The sequence below is a fragment of the Pectobacterium sp. CFBP8739 genome, from assembly GCF_013449375.1.
Lineage (GTDB): Bacteria > Pseudomonadota > Gammaproteobacteria > Enterobacterales > Enterobacteriaceae > Pectobacterium.
The window spans coordinates 147,712-173,524 of the sequence record NZ_JACDRR010000005.1; the positions used below are offsets into that span (position 1 = coordinate 147,712).

Below are 25,813 nucleotides of genomic sequence, written 5' to 3' on the forward strand. Positions count from 1 at the left end.
CCGGACGGGATATTTTCTCTCTTATATGGCGGACATTGCGATGATGAGCTGTCGATTATCTACGTTTGTGCTGTCGCTGTGTCTGATGCTTCCTTCGCTGGCACAGGCTGGGCCTGCGGCCGATTTCGCTGCGACCAACCGCACGCAACAGGCCGAACTGTTGCAACAATGGGCCGTTGCGCCGGATCCCGCCCGTTTACCGCTGTTACAGGCACTGCGCGATGAATCCGTGGTGCTCGATCAGAACCAACAGCCATTTAGGGATGTGCAGGGGACGTTAACGCCGCTGGAAGGACACGTGGAGCCGGTTGGCGCGACCAAAAAGCTGTTTATGAATAACCGCCTGCGTGTGCTAATTACCACCGCGCTGGCCTCACATCAGCTTGTTAGCGACGATGCCGCAACGCGTCTGAATGCCGTACGGCAGTTGCAAAGCGCGAGCAGTGCGGACCAATTGCCGCTGTTGGTGCAGCGACTTGAGGTAGAAAAAGATGCGCAAGTGCACGATGCGCTGACTATCGCGATTGCGACCAGGCAGTTAAGCGATCCCAATCCGCAAGTGCGTCTGGAAGCGGTTAAACGCTTAGGGCAAACCGGCGATCCGCAAATGCAGGCGCGTTTGCAACCCTTGACGCAGGCGCAAAATGAGCCGGATACCGGCGTGCGTGCAGCAGCGCAGGAGAGTCTGGATCAGATTAAGCAAAGTTTGATCATGGGCGATCTGCTAGGGCAGGCATTCACTGGACTGTCGCTCGGTTCTATTTTGCTGCTGGCGGCGCTGGGGCTGGCGATCACGTATGGGCTGTTGGGCGTCATCAACATGGCGCACGGCGAAATGCTGATGTTGGGCGCCTACGCAACCTGGCTGGTGCAGTCACTGTGCCAACAGTTTGCGCCGAGCTGGCTGGCTTATTACCCGCTGCTGGCACTGCCTGTCGCTTTTTTCATTACCGCTGGCGTCGGGATGGCGCTGGAGCGCACGGTGATCCGTCATCTGTATGGCCGACCGTTGGAAACGCTGCTGGCGACTTGGGGGATTAGCCTGATGCTGATCCAACTGGTGCGGATGCTGTTCGGGACGCAGAATCTGGAAGTGGCGAACCCCGCGTGGCTGTCCGGTGGGCTGCGTCTGTTGCCGAATCTGGTGCTGCCGTATAACCGCATTGCGGTGATCCTGTTTGTCCTCGGTGTGCTGCTACTCACCTGGTTATTGCTCAATAAAACTCGCCTCGGCATGAATGTCCGTGCGGTGACGCAAAATCGGGCGATGGCGGACTGCTGCGGTGTGCCGACCGGACGCGTCGATATGCTGGCTTTTGGGCTGGGATCTGGTATCGCTGGGTTGGGCGGTGTGGCGTTGTCACAGCTAGGCAACGTCGGGCCGGAATTGGGACAGGGCTACATTATCGATTCATTCCTTGTTGTGGTGCTGGGGGGCGTCGGGCAGCTTGCCGGAACGGTGGTAGCTGCATTCAGCCTCGGCATTCTCAACAAAGTGCTGGAGCCGCAGATTGGTGCCGTGTTGGGCAAAATTGTCATTCTGGTGCTGATCGTACTGTTTATTCAGAAGCGGCCACAGGGGCTGTTTGCATTCAAAGGACGGGTGATTGACTGATGACGCAACCTATTACGCAATCTATTAAACAGCCCATGACGATAACCCTGACGCAGCGCGCGCCGCGACTGATATTTGGCCTCGGTTCGATCGCTTTTCTGGTTTTGCTGACGCTGCCATTCCTCGCGCTGTTGCCCGCAGAGCATCCGCTGGCGATGTCAACCTATACGCTAACGCTGATCGGCAAAATCCTATGCTATGCGATTGTTGCCGTCGCGCTGGATCTGGTGTGGGGCTATGCCGGGCTGTTGTCGCTCGGACACGGCCTGTTTTTCGCGCTGGGTGGTTACGCGATGGGCATGTACTTAATGCGACAGGCTGCGGGTGAAGGAATGCCTGCGTTTATGTCCTTTCTGTCGTGGACGGAACTGCCGTGGTTCTGGGCGGGAACCCAGTATTTCGCCTGGGCGCTGTGCCTGATTGTACTGGTGCCGGGCGTGCTGGCTTTTGTCTTCGGCTGGTTTGCGTTCCGCTCCAAAATCAAAGGCGTGTATTTCTCGATCATGACGCAGGCGCTGACCTACGCGGGCATGCTGCTGTTCTTCCGTAACGAAACCGGTTTTGGTGGTAATAACGGATTTACCGGTTTTACCACGCTGCTCGGTTTCCCTATTACAGCGACGGGGACGCGCATCGGGCTGTTTGTCGCCACCGTGCTGTTGTTAATTACCAGCCTGCTGGTGGGCTTTGCGTTGGCGCGCAGTAAATTTGGCCGTGTGCTGACGGCGGTGCGTGACGCAGAAAATCGTCTGATGTTCTGCGGCTACGATCCGAAAGGCTTCAAGTTGTTTGTCTGGACACTTTCCGCCGTGCTGTGCGGGCTAGCGGGGGCGCTGTATGTGCCGCAGGTCGGCATTATCAATCCTGGCGAAATGTCGCCGACCAACTCTATCGAAGCGGCTATTTGGGTGGCGCTGGGCGGGCGGGGAACGCTGATCGGGCCGCTGCTTGGCGCGGGCATCGTCAACGGGGCGAAAAGCTGGTTTACCGTGGCCTTCCCCGAATACTGGCTGTTCTTTTTGGGGCTGATGTTTATTCTCGTCACGCTGTTTTTGCCGCGTGGCGTGATTGGATTGCTGACGAGGAAGAAACATGACTGAGCTTGTATCTGTGCCGTCGGTTCCGGCACCGCCGGTTGCTTCACCGCCCCAGTTTGCCCAGTCGCACCCGTCGGATCGTCATCGTCATCAGACCGATCCGGTGCTGCAACTCGACAAAATTAACGTGAGTTTTGACGGTTTCCGGGCGCTCACCGATCTGTCGTTGCAGATTGGCGTGGGAGAGCTGCGTTGCATTATCGGCCCCAACGGCGCGGGGAAAACCACGCTGATGGATGTCATCACCGGTAAAACGCGACCAGATAACGGCAACGCGTTTTACGATCAGTACACCGACCTGACGATGCTATCGCCGGTAGAAATAGCCCGCGCGGGAATCGGGCGGAAATTCCAAAAACCGACGGTGTTTGAAGCACTGACGGTATTTGAAAACCTCGATATTGCGCTGAAAACCGACAAATCAGTGTGGGCGAGTCTGCGTGCCAAACTAAACAGCGAGCAGCGTGACCGGATTGACGAAACGCTGACGTTGTTGCGACTCAGCCATGAACGGCAGCGACCCGCAGGGCTGCTGTCGCACGGGCAAAAACAGTTTCTGGAGATCGGCATGCTGCTGGTACAGGAACCCCATCTGCTGCTGCTTGATGAACCTGCGGCGGGGATGACCGACGCCGAAACGGCGTACACCGCCGAACTGTTCCGTAGTCTGGCGGGTAAACACTCGCTGATGGTGGTGGAGCACGATATGGGCTTTGTCGAGAGCATTGCCGACCGTGTTACCGTGCTGCATCAGGGGCAGGTGTTGGCGGAAGGGTCGCTGCGCGAGGTGCAGGCGAATGAGCAGGTGATTGACGTTTATCTGGGGCGCTAACATGTTAGAGATTGCTGAACTGAATCAATACTACGGCGGCAGCCACATCCTGCGCGGCCTGTCCTTTGAGGTCAAAGCCGGCGAAATTACCTGCCTGTTAGGGCGCAACGGTGTGGGGAAAACCACGCTGCTGAAATGCCTGATGGGGTTGATTCCGGCGAAATCCGGCACGATTCGCTGGCAGGGCGAAGCGATCAATACGCACAAGCCTTACCAGCGTGTGCAGGCAGGCATTGCCTATGTACCGCAAGGGAGGGAAATTTTTCCGCGTCTGACGGTAGAAGAAAATCTGCTGATGGGATTGTCGCGCTTTCCGGGTAAACAGGCGCGGCAGGTGCCGGATGAGATCTACCAGCTTTTTCCCGTATTGGATGAGATGAAACAGCGGCGCGGCGGCGATTTGTCCGGCGGGCAACAGCAGCAATTAGCGATTGGGCGGGCGCTGGCCTGTCAACCACAGTTGCTGATTCTGGATGAGCCGACCGAAGGCATACAGCCATCGGTGATCAAGGAGATTGGCGCGGTGATTCGCCAACTGGCACAGCGTGGCGACATGGCGATTCTGCTGGTCGAGCAATTTTACGACTTCGCCGCCGAACTGGCCGACAGCTATCTGGTGATGTCACGCGGAGAAATCATCCAGCGCGGTCGAGGTGAAACGATGGAACAGGACGGCGTGCGGGGGCTGGTCGCGATTTAATGTGTCCACGCTGCTAGGACAAAAGTTTCAGGCCGAGCGAGCAAATTGTGTACAATGCCGCCTTAAACAGATAATGCATTGTTTATCTTCAGTTAAAAAGGAAAGGGAACTTAAGGATGAGTAAACGCTACGAAATATTGGATGGCAGTAAAGCTGCCGCTTCAAAGGGCGGCTTGGTATATACCGAAGTTTTGGGATGGATCGACCTCGGCCATGCGCAGGGGACGGACATTAGAAACCTTCTCAGCAAAATTAACCAAGGCGAGGAATCAGGACAGGAGCGCTACAATGTTACCTATTCACAGGGAATGTCGGATCCTTATCGCATTGTTCGTTCGGGAAAATTTATTACTTGGAGAATCAAAAAAGGACGGCCGCAACACGAAAGAATCAGTATTGCGCTGGCAATGATGATGACAGTGGCCCAAAAATTTGAAGCTTTCCAGGACTCGTTCCCCAATAACCTCGTAACAGACAGCGGATTCAGCGGCGAGGATTTGGTTTCCGATTTGTTGGGTTTTTACCGAGCTGTGTCTATTCAAAATCCTTTTCCTATGCTACGTCCCGTCAGCAAAGAAGAAGCACTTAAACGATGGGATTATTACGGTAAGATCGGTTCTTTCAAAAACGATAGATTCACACCACTCCTTTTCCCCGATCCTGAACGATTTCTCAATAACGCCAGACCGTATAGGGGAGTTTTACCGCCATTTATGCAAATGGTCACTCCCTACAACGACTTCGAATCTGGAAATGTTGGTGTCGCTAGCCGAGATGGATCTTTTATCGACTCAGCAAAAAATAGGACACTAGAGCTATGAGTAAATCGCTGAAATTTTTTGCAGCGATCGGCATCATCGTTGCTGCTGCAGTCATTACGATATGGCCCTACATCAAAATGAATTTTGCCAGCAGCGCGCACTATACCGAGCAGGATAAAAGGGAATATGCGTTCTATACTCCGTATATTTTGAAAAACATGCCGCGCATTACAAACCACTATGACTTCAATTTTTCGAACGTAACGGGCCCGGAAGCTAAAGTATGGACGGTGAACTTCTATGGCACTGACGATACCAGCAAGGTTCATACTTATTTGACGTCGATGGGTTATAAGAAGCAGGAGCGTTGCGATGTTGAGGCTGAATGCTGGCGAACGGCGGGCACACATGACGTTGTGACGGTGGCGACGTTTGATACCGATAAGAGCGTGATGGTTCAGGTTTATAGCAGTCCGTATGCTGAACGATTATCGCTTGAGTAATCATATAAGGACGCAGTGGCTCTACTGTTGTCAAATCACTGTGTCATTCTTGCTTTGCCTTATCTGATTGTATTTTGCATTGAGCGGTTTTAAAGGAAACACATATGAATTATCATATGTGTTAACTGAGCGTATCGAGAACCCAAAATGCTACAGCCCGTCCAACTCTTCAAAATCCTTTCCGATGAAACTCGGCTATCTATCATTCTGCTGCTCAGCGAAGCGGGAGAATTGTGCGTCTGTGATATCTGCGCGGCTACCACGGAGTCTCAACCTAAAATTTCCCGTCATATGGCGATATTGCGCGAGTCAGATTTAGTTCTTGATCGCCGAGAAGGGAAATGGATTCATTATCGATTGTCTCCACATATGCCAGCTTGGGCCGCAGCAACGATTCATACCGCATGGCAATGCCTGCGTGATGACGTGCGACAGCGCTTAGCTAACTCTTCATCATCTGCATGCTAAGTCATGAGATATATCTTTTTTTTCATATGTGTAGGAGTCTGAAATGTTATTGGCAGGAATGATATTCTTACCTACTTTGATCCTCGTGATTTGGCAACCCAGAGGACTCAGTATCGGTTGGAGTGCCAGTATCGGTGCCGTATGCGCACTGCTTAGTGGAGTGATTAGCCTCAGTGATATTCCTGCGGTTTGGACGATCATCTGGAATGCCACTGCCACGTTTATTGCCGTCATCATCATCAGTTTGTTGCTTGATGAGTCGGGTTTTTTTGAATGGGCGGCACTGCACGTATCCCGATGGGGAAACGGACGCGGGCGTCTGCTGTTTACCTGGATTGTCTTGTTGGGCGCGGCTGTTTCTGCATTGTTTGCCAACGATGGCGCGGCGCTCATCCTCACGCCGATTGTGATTGCTATGTTATTGGCGTTGGGCTTCAGCACAGGCACGACGTTGGCGTTTGTTATGGCTGCCGGATTTATTGCCGACACGGCTAGCCTGCCGCTCATTGTGTCTAATTTGGTTAATATTGTATCTGCCGATTTTTTCGGTCTCGGTTTTACTGAATATGCCTCGGTCATGGTGCCTGTCGATGTCGCAGCGATTCTCGCGACGCTGGTTATGCTGCATTTATTCTTTCGCAAGGATATCCCCGCAACTTACGACGTATCGCGGTTAAAAGTACCCGCCAGTGCCATTAAAGATCTGGCAACGTTCAGAGCGGGTTGGATTGTTTTGGTACTTCTGCTTATTGGATTCTTCGTCCTTGAACCGTTGGGCATCCCCGTCAGCGCTATTGCGGCCGTGGGTGCCATTATTCTGCTGGTAGTGGCAAAAAAAGGTCATGCCATCAATACGGGGAAGGTACTGCGTGGCGCACCGTGGCAGATCGTCATCTTCTCGCTCGGTATGTATTTAGTAGTCTATGGCCTGCGCAACGCGGGGTTAACGGAATATCTTTCCAACATTTTGAATCTGTTTGCGGAGAAAGGGCTGTGGACTGCCACACTGGGCACGGGCTTTATCGCTGCGTTGCTTTCCTCGGTTATGAACAATATGCCCACCGTGCTGATTGGCGCGTTGTCCATTGACGGCAGCACGGCATCCGGTGTAGTTAAAGACGCGATGATTTATGCCAACGTCATTGGTTGCGATTTGGGCCCAAAAATCACCCCCATTGGTAGCCTAGCGACGCTGCTCTGGTTACATGTGTTATCACAGAAAAACATGACGATCAGTTGGGGATATTATTTCCGCACTGGGATTGTCATGACGCTGCCTGTGCTGTTTGTCACGTTGGTTGCGCTGGCGCTGCGGCTATCCATCACGTTGTAATGAGAGATTGATATGAGCAAAATAACGATTTATCACAACCCAGACTGCGGCACCTCGCGTAATACACTCGAGATGATTCGTAACAGCGGCACAGAACCCACGATTATTTACTATCTTGATACGCCGCCTTCCCGTGATGAACTGGTCACACTGATTGGCGACATGGGGATAACGGTGCGTGCTTTGTTGCGCCAAAACGTAGAACCTTACGCATTATTGGGGCTAGCGGAAGAACGCTTTACTGACGAGCAACTCCTTGAGTTCATGTTGCACTATCCGATCCTGATCAACCGTCCGATTGTGGTTACCCCACGAGGAACCCGGCTATGTCGTCCATCAGAGCTGGTGCTGGATATTCTCCCCAATCCGCAGCGCGGCGCATTCACCAAAGAAGATGGAGAAAAAGTCACTGATAAATCGGGTCAGCGCGTGAAATAGAGCCAGAAGGGAGACATCTGGCTCTATGTGGTATCTCACAGCACCTTATTCAAAAAGTTGATCGTTCTTGGGTGGCGAGGGTGGTTTAGTACCTGCCAGGAATCCCCGCTTTCGACAATTTTTCCATCCACCATAAACACCACGCGGTCAGCGACTTCGCGCGCAAAGCCGATTTCATGTGTGACGACGACCAGCGTCACGCCTGATTGTGCGAGTGATTTGATCACGTCCAGCACTTCACCGACCAGTTCGGGGTCGAGCGCGGACGTCGGTTCGTCAAACAGCATGACTTTCGGCTTAAGCGCCAGCGCACGAGCAATGGCAACACGCTGCTGCTGACCGCCAGACAGATGGCGGGGATAAGATTGCGCTTTATGGCGCAGGCCGACGCTTTCCAGCAAGGTAAAGGCGATATCTTCGGCCTCCTGACGTGAATACAGCTTATGCGCCAGCGGGGCTTCAATGATGTTCTCCAGCACGGAAAGGTGTGGGAACAGATTGAAGTTCTGAAACACGTAACCGACGTTGATGCGCTGGCGTAAAATGTCCTTTTCTTTCAGCTCATAGAGCGTATTCCCCTTGCGGCGGTAGCCGATATAGTCGCCATCGATACGAATAAACCCTTCGTCGACGCGTTCAAGATGGTTAATCGTGCGCAGCAGCGTAGATTTCCCCGATCCGGACGGGCCGAGGATCACCGTAACGGAACCGGGCGCCAGCGTCAGATTAATATCGTCCAGCGCTTTATGCTGACCAAAATGTTTTGCCACGTTACGGATCTCGATCAGCCCCTGTGCATTTCCTACCTGTGGCTGCGCGGTCGTGCGCGCATGAGCGAAATAATCAATAGCTTCAGACATGGTGAATCTCCAGAATCGAGTGAATTAACGGGCTACTTGCGCGTCAGGAAACGGACGAGCCTCTGGCGCGGCGTCGGCGGCATTTCACGCACGGCACCGCGGGCGACATAGCGTTCCACGTAGTATTGGATGACGGATAGCACCGTGGTGATCAGCAGATACCAGATGGTGGCGACCATCAGCAGCGGAATGACTTGCTGGGTACGGTTGTAGATGACCTGAACGGTGTAGAACAGCTCAGGCAGCGCCAGCACGTAAACGATCGACGTCCCTTTTGCCAGACTGATGATCTCATTGAAACCGGTGGGCAGAATCGAACGCAGCGCCTGCGGCAGAATGATGCGTACGGTACGGCGACCACCGGTCAGCCCGAGCGCGGCAGAGGCTTCAAACTGTCCGGCATCGACACCAAGAATACCGCCGCGAATAATCTCTGCCGTATAGGCGGACTGCACCAGCGTCAGACCAAGCACGGCGACGGAAAATTGATCCAGTAAGTCAATGGTCGGATAGTTCAGGAAGACGATAGAGGTAAACGGAATTCCCAGCGCCAGCTCGTCATAGAGATACGAGAAATTGTAGAGAATGATCAGCACCAGAATCAGCGGCAGCGATCGGAATAGCCAGATATACAGCCACGATAGCGTGGACAGCAGATAAGACGGCGAAAGCCGAGCCAGCGCCAAAGCGGTGCCAAAAATGATGCTGAATAATGTGCCCAGCGCGGTCAACAGCAGCGTTTGCCCCAGACCAGCGAGAATGACCGGATTGAAAAACCACTCGGCAAAGACCGCCCATTCCCAGCGCGGATTTAGTGCGATTGACTGAACTATGCCGGAAAAAATGAACAGCGAAAACAGCGCGCCAGCAAAGCGAAAGGGATAGCGCGCCGGCACGATGCGCAACGGCGCGTCCGGTGCCTGGTTCAGTGGGGCTTGCTGAGAAGATGTATGTAGAGATTGCGTCATAGTCGATACCCTTTGAAGGTGATCCTGAAAAACGTCCTTTTGCTTTTAATCACCACACAGGGTGAATCGCAGCGTGTTGGGTCAACACACTTTCAAATGGCGAGCGATAAGATCGACTTCTGTTGATCGGGCCGCCCGAGGCGTTGCTGCCTCAAACAGCGCTTTCTTGAATGGCAGTCGTCCATCGTAAGGCGGAATACTGTAGGTCACGGGATCGACATTGATGTCGAACTGCGGGGTATAGCCGTGGCTCAGGTAGAGGCGTACCGCTTCAGGCTGGCGGAAGCCGGTGGTCAGGAAAAAGTGCTGATAGCCTAACCGACGGGCATGTTGCTCCAGTTCCTGCATTACTTTTCCCGCCAGACCCTGACGGCGTAATGAATGATCTGTCCATACTCGCTTAATTTCTGCGGTGGTGCTGTCGTAGCGTTTAAACGCGCCGGTGGCAATCGGTACGCCCCGACGCAGCAGCGCAATAAAAATGCCGTGCGGTTGCTGGTAGATCCCCGGCGGGTCGTTTTCCCGTTCGCCAAAAAAGTCGCCATAACGCTGCTCATATTCCGCGAACAGGCCGTCGATAATGGGGGCCACGATAGGGTCCTCGGGCTGGGTAACAATGAAGATGTCGTCGGACATGGTGTGCTCCTGATTCATTAACACATTACGGGCTATCGGTAACGCGCATGGCGGCCGATAGCCATAGGGCGGGGTTAATCGCCCAGTCCCGGCGGGTTGATTTCAGAGTGATCGATACGCTCGATACTTTCTCCCCAGCGCTTTAGCACCTGGTCGTATTCGCCGCTTTTAATCACGCCGTTCAGCGCGGTATTAATCGGTTGTACCAGCCCATTGCCCTTGCGCGTGGTGACCGCGATATGTGCGATGTTGGGATAACCGCCGTTGACCGTTCCAACATGCTTAATCTTGCCGGTCAGTTCGGCTTTGTAAGCCCCAGTCACGTTCGGGCCGAAATAGGCATCGGAACGACCAGATTGCAGACTCAGGTTGGCGGCGGCATCGTCCGTGACATAAACCGGCTGAAAGGCGGGCAGGCCGTTAGCGCGATTCTGCTTATCCCAAGCCAGCAGTACGGCTTCCTGATTGGTGCCGGAGCCAACAATAATCTTCAGCCCGGCGATGTCTTTCGCTTCTTTGATGGACTCGATCTTACTGGTGGATTTCACATAGAAGCCGAGTGAGTCGATACGATAGGTGGCGAAATCGAACTTTTCTTTACGTGCTTTAGTCACAGTGACATTGGTTATGGCAGCATCGTATTTTCCGGATGTGACGCCGAGCGGCCAGTCTTCCCATGAGGTCGGGACGATGTTCAACTCCAGCCCGAGGCTGTCGGCCACCAGTCGGGCGATATCGGGTTCGCTGCCCACCACGGTTTTGTTATCGTCGGCGAGAAACATGAGTGGTGGAGACGAACCTAACGCAGAAACGGCGACGGTAAACTTACCCGGCGTGACGAATTTAAAATCAGCCGGAATTTGTGCGATAGCTTCTGCGTTCTTCGGCGCATGGATCGGCTGCTGATTAGCTTTCAGGTCAATAGCCGCCTGTGCGCCGAACGTTACAGAAAGCGAACCGAACAGTGCTGCCGTCAAGAGTGTCGTCAAGCGTGATGGGCACAGGCGATATGCGTTGGATGATGGTGCGATGGTATGGACAATCTCTTTTTGCATTTTATTTTCCCTTGCAGGTGATTATGGTGACAGTGTCACTTTTATGGTGGTGTTATGTCTAATTAATCGCCGATACCCGGTGGATTCACGACGGACTGTGTGATTTTTTCATCATCTTCACCCCAGCGATCCAGCACTTGCGCGTAGCTGCCGTTGTGGATCGCGCCATTGATGACGGTGCTGATGGGTTGGGCCAGACCGTTACCTTTTTGCGTGGTGACTGCGACGTAAGCGACGGTCGGGCCTTTGCCCACCATGCGTGTTTTACCCGTCAGCGCCGCTTTATAGGCCCCGATGGAGTGCGGACCGAAAAATGCGTCGACACGCCCAGACTGAATGCTCAGGTTGGCGGCAGCATCGTCTGTGACGTAGACAGGCTGTACGGGAGGAAGACCGTTGGCACGGTTTTGCCGATCCCAGCCCAGCAGAATGTTTTCCTGATTGGTGCCGGAACCGACAATGACTTTCAGACCCGCTACATCCTCTGGCTTATTAATCGACGTAATCTTACTGGTCGATTTCACGTAGAAACCCAGCGTATCAATGCGATACGTGGCGAAATCGAACTTCTCTTTGCGGAGCTTAGTGACGGCGATATTAAAAATCGCGGCATCGTATTTCCCGGCAGTGATGCCCAGCGGCCAGTCTTCCCAGGAGGCCGGAACCAGTTTCAGCTCCAGCCCGAGGCCGTCGGCTACCAGTCGAGCGATATCAGCATCACTCCCGATAAGCGTTTTATTGTCGTCAGCCAGCAGTGATAGTGGCGGCGAGCTGAGCGCTGAAACAGCAATGGTCAGCTTCCCTAGCGTGACGAATTTGAAATTAGCGGGAATCTGCGCGATGGCTTCAGCGTTTTTTCCAATGCGAATGGGATTCTGATTTGCCTTCAGGTCAATACGGCTGACGAATCCGGTGTCTTGCGCCTGCACGTGGGTTACCAGCACGGTGCTCAGTACGGCCGCCAGAGTCGTCACAGCAAGAAAAGGGGAACGCTTCACGATGAATCTCCTGTGGCGCAAATTAGCGCGTGAATTGATTCACCGGATAATCCAGCGCCAAATTTTCCCGCAGCGTGTAGCCGGCATACTCCTGACGGAACAGGCCGCGCTGTTGCAGCAAAGGAACGACGCGATCGACAAAGTGGTTGAGCGTATCCGGTGTGCCGCCCTGAATGATGAAACCGTCGGCTGCACCGTTTTCAAACCAGAGTTGTAAACCATCTGCCACCTGCTCAGGCGTACCACTGAAGACGGGGCGCGGTGATGCGGCCTCCAGCGCGACCTGGCGTAACGTTAAGCCTTTTTCCTGCGCGTTGCGTTTGATTTCGTCAGTGGTACTGCGGAAGCTGTTTTTCCCCAGATCGCCGATATCGGGGAAAGGCTCATCCAGCGGATGCTGTGAGAAGTCATAGTGCTCAAAGTAGCGCCCCAGATAATTGAGGGCGTCCTCAATCGTGACCAGTTGGGCGGTTTCCTGATATTGACGCTCCACGTCTTCCGCGTCGTTGCCAACAATCACACTGACGCCCTGAAAGATGTGTAGCTGATCGGCCCGGCGGCCGTTTTCTTCCAGCTTCTGTTTTACCTCGCGGTAATAACGCTGTGATTCTTCCAGCGTGTGTTGATGGGTGAAAATGGCATCGGCGTGCTTGGCGGCCAGTTTTTGGCCGTCTTCCGATGCGCCAGCCTGAAACACAATAAGGCGGCCCTGCGCGGATCGGCCGATATTCAGCGGCCCCTGTACCGAGAAAAATTCGCCTTTATGATTTAGCGTATGCAACTTCTCAGGATCGAAGAACTGTCCGCTGGCTTTGTCGCGAATAAAGGCATCGTCTTCCCAGGAATCCCACAGGCCTTTTGCCACCTGAAGGAATTCATCGGCAATACGATAGCGCAGCGCGTGTTCCGGATGCTGCGCACGGGAAAAGTTTTTCGCCGAGCCTTCCAACGGTGAGGTCACCACGTTCCAGCCCGCGCGACCATTGCTGAGATGGTCGAGGCTGGAGAATTGCCGGGCCGTGGTAAAGGGTTCGGAATAGGATGTCGAGAGCGTACCGACCAGGCCAATGTGCGTGGTAACGGTCGCTAACGCGGACAGCAGCGTTAACGGTTCAAAGCGATTAAGAAAGTGAGGGATAGATTTTTCATTGATATATAAGCCGTCTGCGACGAAGACAAAATCAAATTTCCCTTGTTCGGCTTTTTTTACCGCATCAAGAACAAAACCAAAATTAATACTAGCGTCTGGCACGACATTTTTATGTCGCCATGCGGACATATTCCCTGCTGCACCCTGTAATATTAAACCCAGTTTTAACTGTCGCTTGGTGGCGGTTTGCTTTTCACTCATTGTCAGATGCCTTTTTATTAATTGAATGTGTTTGTTATTAATTGAGCGAACGTATTGTTCATTGAATGCGCTCCCATAAAGGTGAAAGCGCGCCATCAAACGGAATTCACGTATTCAATGGGAGGTTAATCAAGCGTTAATAACGTGTTTTTACTATTGATGAGGCGAGGCGTGATGTAAAACAACAAAAATGGATAATAAAATTCAAAAATTTCAGATGATGACGCGGCTTATTTTGTTAGTATCATGTTAACGATCATGTCTCTTCGCCGTATCTAAAGGAAGTATTGAATGTCTGATTTGATAGCTGAACGACACGTAACCGCGAATGACGCGGCGTTCTCTGCTGCGGCTGTTACGGTTGACCGGCAGGCGTTTCGCGATGCGATGGCAAGGCTGAGCGCTGCGGTTAATGTCGTGACGACGGATGGCCCAGCGGGTAAAGCTGGATTTACGGCTTCCGCGGTGTCCAGCGTCAGCGATTCGCCCGGTACGCTGCTGGTATGTTTGAATCGCGGTTCGTCGGTGTATCCCACGTTTCAGGCGAATACGCATTTGTGCATCAATACGTTGGCTTCCCATCATGAAGCGCTGTCGACGCTGTTTGGTAGTCGCTCGTCTACCGAAGAGCGGTTTGCGGCGGCGGAGTGGGACGTGCTGCACACCGGATCACCGGTGTTGCGGGATGCACTGGTTGCGTTTGACTGCCTGATTGAGGAAGTGGTGAGCGCGGCGACGCACGATATCTTTATTTGCCGGGTGTTAGCACTGAAGCAGGGCGAAAGCACCGATGGTCTGGTGTATTTTTCCCGCCGTTACCATGCGGTTCGTGGTTAATCTGTATCACTTTCTCGCTTAATTCCGACCGTTTCACGATCGAGATACCCGGAGCAACCACGGGGTGAGGCATCCCTGCGGGAACCTCATCCCCGTGTCTCTCCTAATATCGGATTAATGTAATCAATACCCCTCTGCACGAATTGATCGTGCAGAGGGGATTTTATTTGTAGAACAAGGTATTACGATGAAGACAGTACGGCCTGCGGCGGAGTGACTTTCGTGGTACGCAGGCGATGCAACGCAGCCTCCGCCAGCTGTGCGAAATAGCGTGAGGCTGGCGCAATCGCGCTTTCATCCGGATTGAACTGAGGGTGATGCAAGCCAAATTCGCTGTTTGAGCCAATGCTGACGAAGGTGCCCGGCACGTCCTGAAGATAAAGGGCAAAATCCTCGCCGCTCATTTGCAGTTCGGCATTTTCCACCTGATAGCCCGCATCTCGGGCAATCTGTTTGCTGAAATCTGCCCATTCGCTGGTATTCACGATCGCTGGTGGGCCGGGATACCACTTGAGTTCCGCTTTTGCGCCCAGCGCAAGGGAGATGCCGCTGATCAGTTGTTCAATGCGTTCCGGTATTTCCGCGCGGATTGCAGCATTATAGGTGCGTACCGTGCCTTCTAATTCTACCGTTTGCGGCAGTACGTTCCAGGTGTTGCCACCCTGAATGCGCGTAACGCTGATGACCAGCGATTCCAGCGAACTGAAACTGCGGCTGGGCAATGTTTGTAGCGCATTGACGATATTGCAAGCGGTGACGATGCTATCGATGCCCTGTTCGGGTTTGGCGGCGTGTGCGCCTTTGCCCGTAATGTGAATGGCGAAGCGATCGACGTTGGCATAAAACGGGCCGCTGCGTGTGGCGAAGGTGCCAGCGGGAAGCTCAGGCGCGTTGTGCAGACCGAAAACGGCGGCGACATCGGCGAGTGCGCCGGCGCGGATGAGTTGTTTAGCGCCGGTAGAAACTTCTTCTGCGGGTTGGAAAAACAACCTGATTTTACCCGGTAAGACAGATTCGCGTTTTTTCAGCAAACAGGCAGCACCCAACATCACGGCGGTGTGGAAATCGTGTCCGCAGGCATGCATGACGCCAGCGTGCTGAGAGCGAAACGGCACATCGGCTAACTCTTCAATCGGCAGCGCATCAATATCAGCCCGCAGCGCAATCGTCGGGCCGCTACCGTGACCGATCTCGGCAACGATGCCCGTGGTTAAGGCTAGGGGCAACAGGCGGATGTCTTTCTCTTGTAGCCAGCGGGTAATGTGAGCGGTGGTTTGGTGTTCCTGATTGGACAGTTCTGGGTACTGATGCAGGTGCCGTCGCCAGTTAATTAGCTGTTGCTCGAATAACGTATCACAACAGGGGATAGATTCAGCCATATCAATACACCTCCTTAACAAAACTCAAACATGATAAAGGTAGCCGATAGCGGCTCAGTGGATAAATACCATCTGGTTATATTTCATGCCTTTTTATGCGCTCGACTTTTCATTCATTTATTATGAATATTTCTGCTAACAAAACCCGTTATTGATATTTATATTTCACGCCGTTATGCAACATGCTTCTATTCTGTTTTTTCTCTGGCCGAATTTTATTGTGAGGCTCTATTTAGAATAAGAGGTTTGGGTGAATATATTTGTATCGAGCGATCTTGAAATAAGCTGTTTCTTTTAATAAATAATGCTGACGAATAATCACTGAAAATAAGGAAACATCGTGGGATATAAGCTCAGTTTATTAGATCAAAGTCCGATCGCCGAAGGAATGAAAGCGGCACAGGCGTTGGCGCAAACCGTGGCGCTGGCGAAAATGGCAGAAGCACTTGGCTATTACCGCTTTTGGGTTTCCGAGCACCATAATTCCGATGAGTTGGCGGGATCGTCTCCCGAGGTCTTGATCACCTGGTTGTTGGCACACACCACAACGCTGCGTATTGGTTCCGGCGGTGTGATGTTGCAGCACTACAGCCCGTATAAAGTTGCGGAGAATTTCCATGTGATCAGCGCACTGGCGGGTGGGCGTGTGGATTTGGGGATCGGCAAAGCACCGGGTGGGCTGCCGCTGGCGACACGGGCACTACAGCAGGAAATCGGTGAGACGCAGCGGGTTGCCTTTACGGAGAAGCTACATCAGCTAAACCACTTTCTCGACAGCCATGACGAGACGGCCGAACGCCTGAACGCGACGCCATTACCTGAACAGGCGCCACAGCGCTTTCTGCTGGGTGCCAGTCAGGAGAGTGCGCGGTTAGCGGCCTCACTGGGTTGGAATTTTGTGTTCGCTGGGTTCATTAACGCCAGTGAAACGCTGCTGACGGAGTCTCTCCTGAGCTATCGGGAGTTGAAGCCCGCCAGCGCCCAGACGCTGTTGTCGCTGTCGGTGATTGCCGCCGAACGCCATGAAGAAGCGGAAGCGCTGGCTAGCACGCAGCATAATTACAAGGTTTATATTGAGAACAAACCGCCGCTGACGGTAGGCAGCCAGGAGCAGGCCGACAATTTCGTTCGACAGGCGGGCGCAACGGATTTCCGCATCGTTCAGGAGCCGCGCAATGTGCTTTACGGCACGCCGGAATATATTCATCAGCGTCTGGATAGCTACCATCAGCGCTTTGGCGTGGATGAGTTCATCATTCATACGCCTGTAACGTCACCCCGCGAGCGTGAGGCGTCGATTCGGCTGCTGGCACAGCGCTGAAAACGTGAGCGATGACAAGGCGGTGCCGCCGTTTGATCGGTAACCTGATTCGGTATAGCAGAATAGTCAGGGGGAGATAATGGCGGTGCCAGAAAGCAAGGAAGCCTTGATCAAGGCAATCAACAGTCAGTTTGCGCTGTTAATGAAGCGAATCGAGGCCGTTCCTGACGAACGCGCATTTTTGCCAGAAATGGCAGGGCATGCGCAGGGAACGCAGATGAGCGCGGCCAATCTGGTGGCGTATTTGCTGGGCTGGGGCAATCTGGTGCTGAAATGGCATGAGGACGAAGAGCAGGGTAACCCCATCGATTTCCCCGAGACGGGCTACCAGTGGAATCAGCTTGGTTTACTGGCGCAAAAATTCTATCAGGACTCTGCCCATATTACCGATTGGTCTGAACTGGTCGCGTTGCTTGTCGCGAATAAACGGGCGCTCATCGCGCTGGTGGAGCGCTATACCGATGCGCAACTCTATGGTGAATGTTGGTACGGTAAGTGGACGCGTGGTCGGATGATCCAGTTTAACACTGCCTCGCCTTATAAAAATGCGGCTGGACGGCTGCGCGCGTGGGAGAAAAACAAGTAACCCACTGATAAAAAATAAAAAAGATAGTACTGATTGTTTGTCTTCTCTTTCCCTTTGTCAGTGGTGCATCAGCGGTGCTTTTTCAGACAAAACCTTACATATTCCCCCTGCTTGATTGTTCTATACTCAGTAATAAGCAAGATAAGTTTTACTGACAGAGAAGATGAATAGGGGGAAGAAAAATGATTGGTCTCAACCTAGTTTATCCAGTGTCATATAGCTCCATGCCTGACAAACCTGATCATGTTCAGGGCATTTCCCGCTCGTCTCAGCTGTCTGGTTACCCTAATCAGGACGCGTCTACCCGAACCCGGACGACGTACGACAATAGCGCGTCGGTCTTTAAGCCACCCATAGCCGATGGGGTTAATCGCCCAACGGCAAATAACCAGCTTAACGTTTACGTTTAAGACGGTATCAAGCGGATAAAAATGGGCAATCACGTACTGTAACCGATTGTTTTCGGTGCGTAGGTTGCCCTCTTTTTTTCACTTTATTTGCATCAAGCCCTCCTAAAAAAGCATTTTCTTCTATAGTAGTCATACGCTAGGGATAGTCGGTTTAATCGCGTATTTTTTAGCGTGTCGGCTTCCTAAACTTCATCGCTTTTGTGATTAGCTCAGTCCTGAGCTGGCAATGTTGCTGCGCAGAGCTAAACGTAATCTGGTGGGCGGCTCTGTGCCAGAAGCGGACATCTTGCACGCGATAACAAAAGGTGGGGGATGTAACTTTGCCTGAGAGGTTATGCTAAAGGAGCTTATAAACGCCTGTCTCCCAGTACCCTTTTCCGGTACTGGTGCGCTTTTCCCAGCCCAACGATATCAAATCCTTAGCTATAAGACGGTTCATAATCCCGTGCCCTATTAGCAGCACGGGGCCGGTGTTGTCTCTGGCATGCTCTACCAGCATGTTTGTAGCTTGACGGGCGCGCCTTTTTGCCAACGCTAAAGATTCAGCTTTTTGTGACATACCGCAAAGCCACATCAGACGAAAAAAAATAGCCCAGCTGTAGGGAGATAACTTAATGACAGGAACCAGATATACAGGCAGCTCCGCTTCCCTGAATACTTTATCGATTATCTCAGACTCTAAATTGAGATTGCGTGCAGAAGAAATTGCTCTGGGCAGGGGGCTGCTGAAAACCATTAATGCCCTGTGAGCTTGCACGCGACTAGCTTCAGGTGGTTGATCACAGCCGATACAAGAAAGGTCGTATTGCTGAATCCAACTGGCCATTTCATGAGTAGCTACTTTTCGGGCGCCAGTAAAGCTGGGTTTACCGTGACGCATCAGAATAATTTCCATCGCTTGGCTCGTCCTTTCATTAACGTCTGGTCAGAAGGTACAACTTTTTATAGGTAGATACTGACGTAAAATATTTTGGGTTTGCAACTTTAATGTCCGCACCTCGCTCAATGCAGCCTGTCAGATTTGATTCTGTTCTGCCCGCGAAAACAGTCAGTTCAAGTCTAAGCTAATGTAGTTATCTGCAATCTACGGGTGGTCCGTTTTTGTTGCCGTGAAAAACGGGGTCTGAAACGACCCCGTAGCGGATTCTGACGGGTTGGTTACAAGTACGGCCCGTTCTGAATAGAATCTCTGACCTGCAATTCCGACACGAACAGATTGTCTTTCGAGAAATAGCCGCCATCCAGCATCGCGATCAGGCGGTTAATCACTTCGTTGATCATATCGCTCACCGGATCTTTGACGCTGGAGAGTGACGGCTTCAAAAACGGGGCGGTGGGAATATCGTCGAACCCGACGACAGAAACGTCATGTGGGACGGCAACGCCTGCCTCATCCAGCGCTTTTATCGCGCCAATCGCCATATCGTCATTGCTGGCGAGAACGGCACTGAATGATACCCGGTTATCGCGCAGGGTGGTAATGGCAAGCGACCCGCTGCGCGGCGTCCATTTTCCTTTCACAATCAATTCATCCCGTACCGCGATATTGGCCGCCGTCAGGGCGTCTTTATAGCCGGAAAGGCGTTCGATAGCGGTCGGCGAATCCAGCGAACCGGTGATAAACGCGATATCTCTGTGGCCACGCGCAATCAGATGTTGCGTCGCGTTATAGCTGGAACCCTTGTGATCGCAACAGATACAGTGGCTCTGGTGTTTCCGCAGTTTACGGTTAACCACCATGATCGGCTGTTTGTGCTTCTCGATGATGTCGTCCATTTCATCCACGGTGAGAAAACGGGGATAGATGATGATCGCATCACAGCGTAACCCCAGCAGGAATTGAATTGCGGCACGCTCTTCATCGGCGCTGTGTTTGCCATCGACCAGAATTAGCTGGCGCCCGTTGTCTTCCAGTTTCTTGGCGGCCTGTGACAGCAGCTCGTTAAAATAGCTGCCGTTATAGAGCGTGTTGGTTACCACCAAACCAATACAGGCGGATTTGCTGGTCGCCAGATTCCGCGCCAGTAAGTTTGGCCGATATCCCGTCTCCTCAATGGCCTGATAGACCAGCGCTTTGGTTTCTTCACTGGTATAGCCTTTGCCCGATAGCACGCGCGACACCGTCGCTTTTGATACGCCTGCTTTCTTCGCCACTTCCTGCATTGTCGACATGGGACATCCTGAGACGTTGAATACTCCCGTCATTTTACACACTTTAGGCCGGTAGCAGGGTGATGAGTGCAGAACCAAAGCGATCGAGGGGAGTAATACGCCATTCATGACGATCTCGATCACATAAGAAAAATATTCATAACAAAATTATTGAAATTGCATTCATATATAAACACTATCATGTGGAACCGGTTACCCATCGGCGTTTCATCACGTGGCATGGAGCAGGGATACCGGCATGAATACTTTCATAACTGTATGAAATTGAATAATAGATGTGCGCGCATCAAGTGATATTCCCGTTTTGGACGTGTTGAACGGTGTGTTGAATTGGGTGTAGCGCGCGCAATTACGAGAGATTGTCTATCCATGTCAAAGAATTATGCGGCTGTATCCCGTTCGATCGTTGATGCCATCGGTGGGGCTGATAACATCGCCGCCGTGACGCACTGTATGACCCGTCTGCGCTTTGTGCTGAAAGATAATGATGCGGCGAATGTGGCCGAATTGAAGGCGATAAGCGGCGTGTTGGGCGTCGTGAAAAATGATAACCAGTGCCAGGTCATCATCGGCAACACCGTTTCTCAGGCGTACGCCGAGGTGGTGAAACTTCTGCCAGAAGGTGCGGATGCTGAAAAAGCCGTGCCGGTGAACAATAAAATTACGCTGCGACGCATCGGCGCGGGCATTCTGGATGCGCTGATTGGCACGATGTCACCGCTCATTCCAGCGATTATCGGCGGCTCGATGGTGAAACTGCTTGCCATGATCCTCGATATGACCGGGTTGTTTGAGAAGGGCGCGTCGACGATAACGATTCTGAACGTGATTGGCGACGGTGCGTTCTTCTTCCTGCCGATCATGGTGGCAGCGTCTGCGGCGATAAAATTCAAAACCAACATGTCTCTGGCGATTGCTATCGCTGGGGTGCTGGTTCATCCGACGTTTATCGATCTGATGGCAAAAGCGGCGCAAGGGCAGCAGGTGGTGTTTATGGGGTTGTCCGTCACGGCAGTGAAATACACCTACACCGTGATTCCGGCGCTGTGTATGACCTGGATTCTGTCTTACATTGAAAAATGGGTAGATCGCATTACGCCAGCGGTGACCAAAAACTTCCTGAAGCCGATGTTAATTGTGCTGATTGCCTCTCCGATAGCCATCATGCTCATTGGCCCGATTGGGATCTGGATCGGTAGCGGTATTTCTGCGGTCGTGTACACCGTACATAGCTATCTTGGCTGGTTGTCTGTTGCCATTATGGGCGCTATTTGGCCGCTGCTGGTAATGACCGGTATGCACCGCGTGTTTACCCCGACTATCATTCAAACCATCGCCGAGACGGGTAAAGAAGGCATGGTGATGCCGTCTGAAATCGGCGCAAACCTGTCGCTGGGTGGGTCTTCACTCGCAGTTGCCTGGCGCACCAAAAACCCGGAACTGCGTCAGACCGCGCTGGCAGCGGCGGCATCGGCGATTGTTGCCGGGATCTCTGAACCTGCGCTGTACGGCGTGGCTTTGCGCCTGAAGCGTCCACTGATTGCCTGTTTAATTACCGGCTTTATCTGTGGCGCCGTTGCCGGTATCGGCGGGCTGGCCAGCCATTCAATGGCGTCGCCGGGGCTGTTTACCAGCGTACAGTTCTTCGATCCTGCCAACCCAATGAGCATTGCCTGGGTATTCGGCGTCATGATTTTGTCTGTCGTGATTTCCTTCTTTGTCACCTTGCTGCTGGGCTTTGAAGACATTCCGGTAGAAGAAAAACCGGAAGAGAAACACGTACAGGGTGATGCGGTTTCCGCACCGCAGCACGCAACGAATACGAATTAAGTGAAGCACTAATACGAAGGAGAAGAGCGTATGTCTGCATCAACATTTCCCGATGGATTCTTATGGGGGGGCGCGATTGCGGCCAATCAGGCAGAAGGCGCGTACCTTGAAGGCGGTAAAGGGCTGACGACGGTAGATATGATTCCCCACGGCGTGAATCGTCTGCCGGTGAAACTGGGGCAAGAACCGCGTTTCGCGCTGCGCGAGGATGAGTTTTACCCCAGCCATCAGGCGATCGATTTCTATCATCGCTATAAAGAAGATATCGCGCTGATGGCGGAAATGGGGTTCACAGTGTTCCGTACCTCTATCGCCTGGAGTCGACTCTACCCGAACGGCGATGAGCTGACGCCCAACGCAGACGGCATCGCCTTTTATCGCGATATGTTTGCCGAATGCAAGAAATACAACATCGAGCCGCTGGTAACGCTGTGCCATTTCGATGTGCCGATGCATCTGGTCACCGAATACGGCTCATGGCGTAACCGGAAAATGGTGGAGTTCTTTGCGCGTTACGCCCGCACCTGTTTTGAAGCCTTTGACGGGTTAGTGAAATATTGGTTGACGTTCAATGAAATCAATATCTTGCTGCATAGCCCGTTTTCTGGCGCAGGGCTAGTGTTTGCCGATGGTGAAAATCAGGAACAGGTGAAATATCAGGCCGCGCACCATGAACTGGTGGCGAGCGCGCTGGCGACGAAGATTGCGCATGACGTTAACCCAGAAAATCAGGTCGGCTGTATGCTGGCTGGCGGTAATTTCTATCCGTGGTCGTGCAAACCGGAAGACGTTTGGGCGGCGCTGAATAAAGATCGTGAGAACCTATTCTTTATCGACGTGCAGGCGCGCGGCACCTATCCGGCGTATACCGGCCGGTTGTTTAAAGAGAAGGGCATCACGATTGCGTCCGAGCCGGGCGATGATGAGATTCTCAAGAACACGGTAGATTTTGTGTCCTTCAGCTATTACGCCTCCCGCTGTGCGTCGGCGGATATGAACGAGCACAACAGCAGTGCGGCGAACATCGTGAAGTCGTTAAAGAACCCGCATATCAAGGCGAGTGAGTGGGGCTGGGGAATCGACCCGCTGGGCCTGCGTATCACGATGAACATGATGTATGACCGCTATCAGAAACCGCTGTTTTTGGTCGAGAACGGACTGGGCGCGAAGGACGAGATTAACGCACAGGGCGAGATTGATGATGACTATCGCATCAGCTACCTGCGTGAGCACATCAGCGCGATGGCAGACGCGATTGGCGATGGTATTCCGGTCATCGGTTATACCTCATGGGGCTGCATTGATCTGGTCTCCGCCTCCACCGGTGAGATGAGCAAACGCTATGGTTTCATCTATGTCGATCGCGACGACCAAGGCGAAGGCACATTAGCCAGAAAGAAAAAGAAATCGTTCTACTGGTATAAGAAGGTGATTGCCAGCAACGGTGCCGACCTGAGTTAAAGGCAATAAGATCGCCCAGCGATGCCTATTCTAGCCCCCTGACGGAGACGTCTGGGGGCTATTTTTTTATCCAGACCATAAGAATGTGAATTGTGGTTGTCGATGTCTTTGTGCATAATCGAGCGATGTAGTTACGTATAAAAACCCATAATCGAGCATTAATGAGCATCATCATTAATCCTCTTCAATGCCTACCGGCACCGTTATACCCATGCGATAGGAAGGTAAAACACCATGAGCCAGTTACTTCCCGATATTGCCTTTTTTCATGAACTCGCCACGCTGGCCAGCCAGGAGACGCTACCGCGTTTTCGTTCCCTTACCGCAAACCACATTGAGACGAAGCCGAAAGAAGGCTTTCGCTTTGATCCGGTCACGGAAGCCGACCGAGAGGCTGAGCGGGTCATTCGTGAGCACATCACACGCTATTACCCCGATCACGCGATCATGGGCGAAGAATTTGGCCTGAGCGGGGAAGGCCCGGTGCGTTGGGTTTTGGATCCGGTCGATGGCACCCGACCTTTCTTGTGTGGCTTACCCGTGTGGGGAACGCTCATCGGCCTGCTGCACCATGAACGTGCCGTGATGGGAATGATGAGTCAGCCGTTTACTGGGGAACGCTTCTGGGCCGATGGTTCACAAGCGTGGCGCAGCGATTGGCGTGGGGAAACCCGTTTAAACACGCGCAAAGTCGTGTCGATTGAACAGGCCATTCTTCACACTACCTCGCCGGAAGCGCTGGCTATGCACCCTGCGGTTCGTTTCGCAGATCTGGCAGAAAGCACGCTCATGACACGCTACGGCGGCGAGTGTTACGCGATAGCGATGTTGGCAGAAGGCCAGATTGATATTTGCGTGGAATTTGCATTGCAGCCCTACGACATTGTTGCGCTGATCCCGATTATTGAGCAGGCGGGCGGCATCATTACCGATCTCAACGGACAACGAGCGGAAGCGGGTGGCACGGTTGTCGCGACCGGTAATCCAGAGCTGCACCAACAGGTGTTAGCCATTCTGAACGGAACACGATCATAGCTGCTGGTTTGTATCACCAGCAAAAGACAATGGCTGAGAAGGAATCATGATGAAAGTGGCACACGTTGCGCTATGGACGGCCGACTTGGCCGCGCAGGCGGCATTTTGGCAAGAGTTCTTCGCCGCGCAGGTGGGGGAAAAGTATGTGAGCCGGAATCGCCCTGGTTTTGAATCGCATTTCGTTCAACTGAGCGAAGGTGCCTCTATTGAACTAATGACGCTGCCGGTGCTGGCAGAAGCGTTAACCAATAAAGAAGGCTGCGGCTGGGCGCACGTCGCGATTTCGGTCGGGAGCAAGGCGGATGTCGAGGCATTAGCCAGCAAAGCGGCGGAACGCGGTATTTTAGTTGCTCAAGCTCGGATGACGGGAGACGGTTTTTATGAGGCGATCGTCAGCGACCCAGATGGTAATCTGATTGAGATAACCTCAGACTGATTTGGGACCCTTTTCTGTGCTGCACAAATTGCCTTCATTCGATCGACAACATACCGCGATGCTGATTTGCGCTGGTGAAATTCGGTTTGGTCCGCCTTATTTTTCGTTATCCATCGACGGGAAAGCCCTGGAAGATCGCGTTTTCGGCAAGGACATACTGTGGTCGCCGGATTCGCGTTATCTGGCAGTGCAAGAGTGGCTCTCCACGGCAGAACACGACGGCCCACAAACGGCGTTACTCTGCATTGATGTGCTTGAAGAACGGCAATGTCAGGTTTCTCAGGCCGCAGGGGGATTTATCGTCCCCGTGCGTTTCGAGGACGATAATGTAGAATAAAGTAGTCACTTTATTTTATTAATCATGAAGTCAATTCTTATATTTACTGCTGAATAATAAAAATCATTTTTATTATTCAGGTCTTTATAATACTTGCTTTTAGAAATAAAACTATCGCTTTCGTGCACCGCGTTCGAGACGAGAATACTATCTCAATCATTGGAATACGGAAATGATTGCGGTGATTATTAGTCAATTTACCAACTCATATTCCAATTCTACCAAAGATAGTCATTACACACGCAAGCGACAGCATGATGAATGCCGTAAACTACAAAGTATTTAATAGTAGCCAAATGAAATGCTTCTAAAATAATATGAAATATCTATTTTTAGTGATGTTCACCACAAAACAATAAGTTATATCGTGAAATACTACGGCGCACTCTGACCG

Annotated in this window: 26 protein-coding genes; 17 read left to right on the forward strand and 9 right to left on the reverse strand. The window is 52.4% G+C overall.

What is annotated here, in order from left to right; all coding sequences use genetic code 11:
* The first annotated feature begins 25 nt into the window (after positions 1-25).
* From urtB to arsC, 9 genes are all read left to right on the forward strand, one after another.
* On the forward strand, positions 26-1,615 hold the full coding sequence (urtB, locus tag H0247_RS01425; protein ID WP_180740921.1) for an urea ABC transporter permease subunit UrtB: 1,590 nt from the start codon (positions 26-28) through the stop codon (positions 1,613-1,615).
* Between the two features lie 23 nt (positions 1,616-1,638).
* Positions 1,639-2,715, forward strand: a complete 1,077-nt coding sequence (gene urtC / locus H0247_RS01430; RefSeq protein ID WP_180741423.1) for an urea ABC transporter permease subunit UrtC — start codon at positions 1,639-1,641, stop codon at positions 2,713-2,715.
* Positions 2,708-3,544 carry an urea ABC transporter ATP-binding protein UrtD gene (gene urtD / locus H0247_RS01435; protein WP_219606578.1) on the forward strand — a complete coding sequence of 279 codons (837 nt, stop codon included), beginning with the start codon at positions 2,708-2,710 and terminating at the stop codon, positions 3,542-3,544. The genes urtC and urtD overlap by 8 nt, the downstream gene beginning before the upstream one ends.
* Position 3,545: 1 nt before the next feature.
* Entirely contained in the window at positions 3,546-4,244 is a 699-nt protein-coding gene (gene urtE / locus H0247_RS01440) for an urea ABC transporter ATP-binding subunit UrtE (protein ID WP_180740922.1), read from the forward strand.
* A gap of 116 nt (positions 4,245-4,360) precedes the next feature.
* Positions 4,361-5,065 (forward strand): hypothetical protein, encoded by a 705-nt coding sequence (locus tag H0247_RS01445; RefSeq protein WP_180740923.1) that lies wholly within the window; start codon positions 4,361-4,363, stop codon positions 5,063-5,065.
* Positions 5,062-5,508, forward strand: a complete 447-nt coding sequence (locus H0247_RS01450) for a hypothetical protein (protein ID WP_180740924.1) — start codon at positions 5,062-5,064, stop codon at positions 5,506-5,508. The genes H0247_RS01445 and H0247_RS01450 overlap by 4 nt, the downstream gene beginning before the upstream one ends.
* Positions 5,509-5,655: 147 nt before the next feature.
* Positions 5,656-5,976 carry a metalloregulator ArsR/SmtB family transcription factor gene (locus tag H0247_RS01455; protein WP_180740925.1) on the forward strand — a complete coding sequence of 107 codons (321 nt, stop codon included), beginning with the start codon at positions 5,656-5,658 and terminating at the stop codon, positions 5,974-5,976.
* A gap of 43 nt (positions 5,977-6,019) precedes the next feature.
* Positions 6,020-7,309 (forward strand): arsenic transporter, encoded by a 1,290-nt coding sequence (locus tag H0247_RS01460; RefSeq protein WP_180740926.1) that lies wholly within the window; start codon positions 6,020-6,022, stop codon positions 7,307-7,309.
* Positions 7,310-7,321: 12 nt separating this feature from the next.
* Positions 7,322-7,747: a glutaredoxin-dependent arsenate reductase gene (gene arsC / locus H0247_RS01465; protein ID WP_180740927.1), complete on the forward strand. Its 426-nt coding sequence runs from the start codon at positions 7,322-7,324 to the stop codon at positions 7,745-7,747.
* 35 nt (positions 7,748-7,782) lie between these two features.
* On the opposite strand, the gene H0247_RS01470 is transcribed toward arsC, so the two are convergent.
* The 6 genes from H0247_RS01470 to H0247_RS01495 all read right to left on the reverse strand — a co-directional run bounded on the left by H0247_RS01470 (position 7,783) and on the right by H0247_RS01495 (position 13,615).
* Positions 7,783-8,607, reverse strand: a complete 825-nt coding sequence (locus tag H0247_RS01470; protein ID WP_180740928.1) for an amino acid ABC transporter ATP-binding protein — start codon at positions 8,605-8,607, stop codon at positions 7,783-7,785.
* A gap of 32 nt (positions 8,608-8,639) precedes the next feature.
* On the reverse strand, positions 8,640-9,575 hold the full coding sequence (locus tag H0247_RS01475; RefSeq protein WP_180740929.1) for an amino acid ABC transporter permease: 936 nt from the start codon (positions 9,573-9,575) through the stop codon (positions 8,640-8,642).
* A gap of 81 nt (positions 9,576-9,656) precedes the next feature.
* Complete coding sequence (locus H0247_RS01480; RefSeq protein ID WP_180740930.1) at positions 9,657-10,211, reverse strand: GNAT family N-acetyltransferase; 555 nt, start codon at positions 10,209-10,211, stop codon at positions 9,657-9,659.
* Between the two features lie 74 nt (positions 10,212-10,285).
* Positions 10,286-11,266 carry an ABC transporter substrate-binding protein gene (locus tag H0247_RS01485; RefSeq protein ID WP_180740931.1) on the reverse strand — a complete coding sequence of 327 codons (981 nt, stop codon included), beginning with the start codon at positions 11,264-11,266 and terminating at the stop codon, positions 10,286-10,288.
* A gap of 62 nt (positions 11,267-11,328) precedes the next feature.
* Positions 11,329-12,264: a transporter substrate-binding domain-containing protein gene (locus H0247_RS01490; protein ID WP_180740932.1), complete on the reverse strand. Its 936-nt coding sequence runs from the start codon at positions 12,262-12,264 to the stop codon at positions 11,329-11,331.
* 22 nt (positions 12,265-12,286) lie between these two features.
* Positions 12,287-13,615, reverse strand: coding sequence for an LLM class flavin-dependent oxidoreductase (locus H0247_RS01495; protein WP_180740933.1), 1,329 nt, complete (start codon positions 13,613-13,615; stop codon positions 12,287-12,289).
* 291 nt (positions 13,616-13,906) lie between these two features.
* Between H0247_RS01495 and H0247_RS01500 the strand changes: the two genes are divergently transcribed.
* On the forward strand, positions 13,907-14,452 hold the full coding sequence (locus tag H0247_RS01500; RefSeq protein WP_180740934.1) for a flavin reductase: 546 nt from the start codon (positions 13,907-13,909) through the stop codon (positions 14,450-14,452).
* 182 nt (positions 14,453-14,634) lie between these two features.
* Here H0247_RS01500 and H0247_RS01505 read toward each other — a convergent pair whose 3' ends face one another.
* Positions 14,635-15,831, reverse strand: coding sequence for a M20 peptidase aminoacylase family protein (locus H0247_RS01505; RefSeq protein WP_180740935.1), 1,197 nt, complete (start codon positions 15,829-15,831; stop codon positions 14,635-14,637).
* Between the two features lie 340 nt (positions 15,832-16,171).
* On the opposite strand from H0247_RS01505, the gene H0247_RS01510 reads away from it, so the two are divergent.
* Together H0247_RS01510 and H0247_RS01515 are read left to right on the forward strand one after the other, a co-directional pair.
* Positions 16,172-17,152 carry an LLM class flavin-dependent oxidoreductase gene (locus tag H0247_RS01510; RefSeq protein ID WP_180740936.1) on the forward strand — a complete coding sequence of 327 codons (981 nt, stop codon included), beginning with the start codon at positions 16,172-16,174 and terminating at the stop codon, positions 17,150-17,152.
* A 79-nt stretch (positions 17,153-17,231) separates the two neighbouring features.
* Positions 17,232-17,738, forward strand: a complete 507-nt coding sequence (locus tag H0247_RS01515; RefSeq protein ID WP_180740937.1) for a ClbS/DfsB family four-helix bundle protein — start codon at positions 17,232-17,234, stop codon at positions 17,736-17,738.
* 747 nt (positions 17,739-18,485) lie between these two features.
* Here the strand turns inward: H0247_RS01515 and H0247_RS01520 are convergent.
* Together H0247_RS01520 and H0247_RS01525 are read right to left on the reverse strand one after the other, a co-directional pair.
* Entirely contained in the window at positions 18,486-19,043 is a 558-nt protein-coding gene (locus tag H0247_RS01520; RefSeq protein ID WP_255433855.1) for a histidine phosphatase family protein, read from the reverse strand.
* Positions 19,044-19,306: 263 nt separating this feature from the next.
* A complete protein-coding gene (locus H0247_RS01525; protein ID WP_180740938.1) occupies positions 19,307-20,320 on the reverse strand; it encodes a LacI family DNA-binding transcriptional regulator in 1,014 nt (337 codons plus the stop codon).
* Positions 20,321-20,689: 369 nt separating this feature from the next.
* Here H0247_RS01525 and ascF point away from each other — a divergent pair, with 369 nt between their 5' ends.
* The 5 genes from ascF (at position 20,690) to H0247_RS01550 (ending at position 25,419) form a co-directional block, all read left to right on the forward strand.
* Complete coding sequence (gene ascF, locus H0247_RS01530) at positions 20,690-22,150, forward strand: PTS cellobiose/arbutin/salicin transporter subunit IIBC (RefSeq protein WP_180740939.1); 1,461 nt, start codon at positions 20,690-20,692, stop codon at positions 22,148-22,150.
* 30 nt (positions 22,151-22,180) lie between these two features.
* A complete protein-coding gene (locus H0247_RS01535) occupies positions 22,181-23,611 on the forward strand; it encodes a 6-phospho-beta-glucosidase (protein ID WP_180740940.1) in 1,431 nt (476 codons plus the stop codon).
* 234 nt (positions 23,612-23,845) lie between these two features.
* Entirely contained in the window at positions 23,846-24,646 is an 801-nt protein-coding gene (hisN, locus tag H0247_RS01540; RefSeq protein ID WP_180740941.1) for a histidinol-phosphatase, read from the forward strand.
* A 49-nt stretch (positions 24,647-24,695) separates the two neighbouring features.
* Entirely contained in the window at positions 24,696-25,082 is a 387-nt protein-coding gene (locus tag H0247_RS01545; RefSeq protein WP_180741425.1) for a VOC family protein, read from the forward strand.
* Positions 25,083-25,098: 16 nt separating this feature from the next.
* A complete protein-coding gene (locus H0247_RS01550) occupies positions 25,099-25,419 on the forward strand; it encodes a hypothetical protein (RefSeq protein ID WP_255433856.1) in 321 nt (106 codons plus the stop codon).
* The last annotated feature ends 394 nt before the right edge of the window (positions 25,420-25,813 follow it).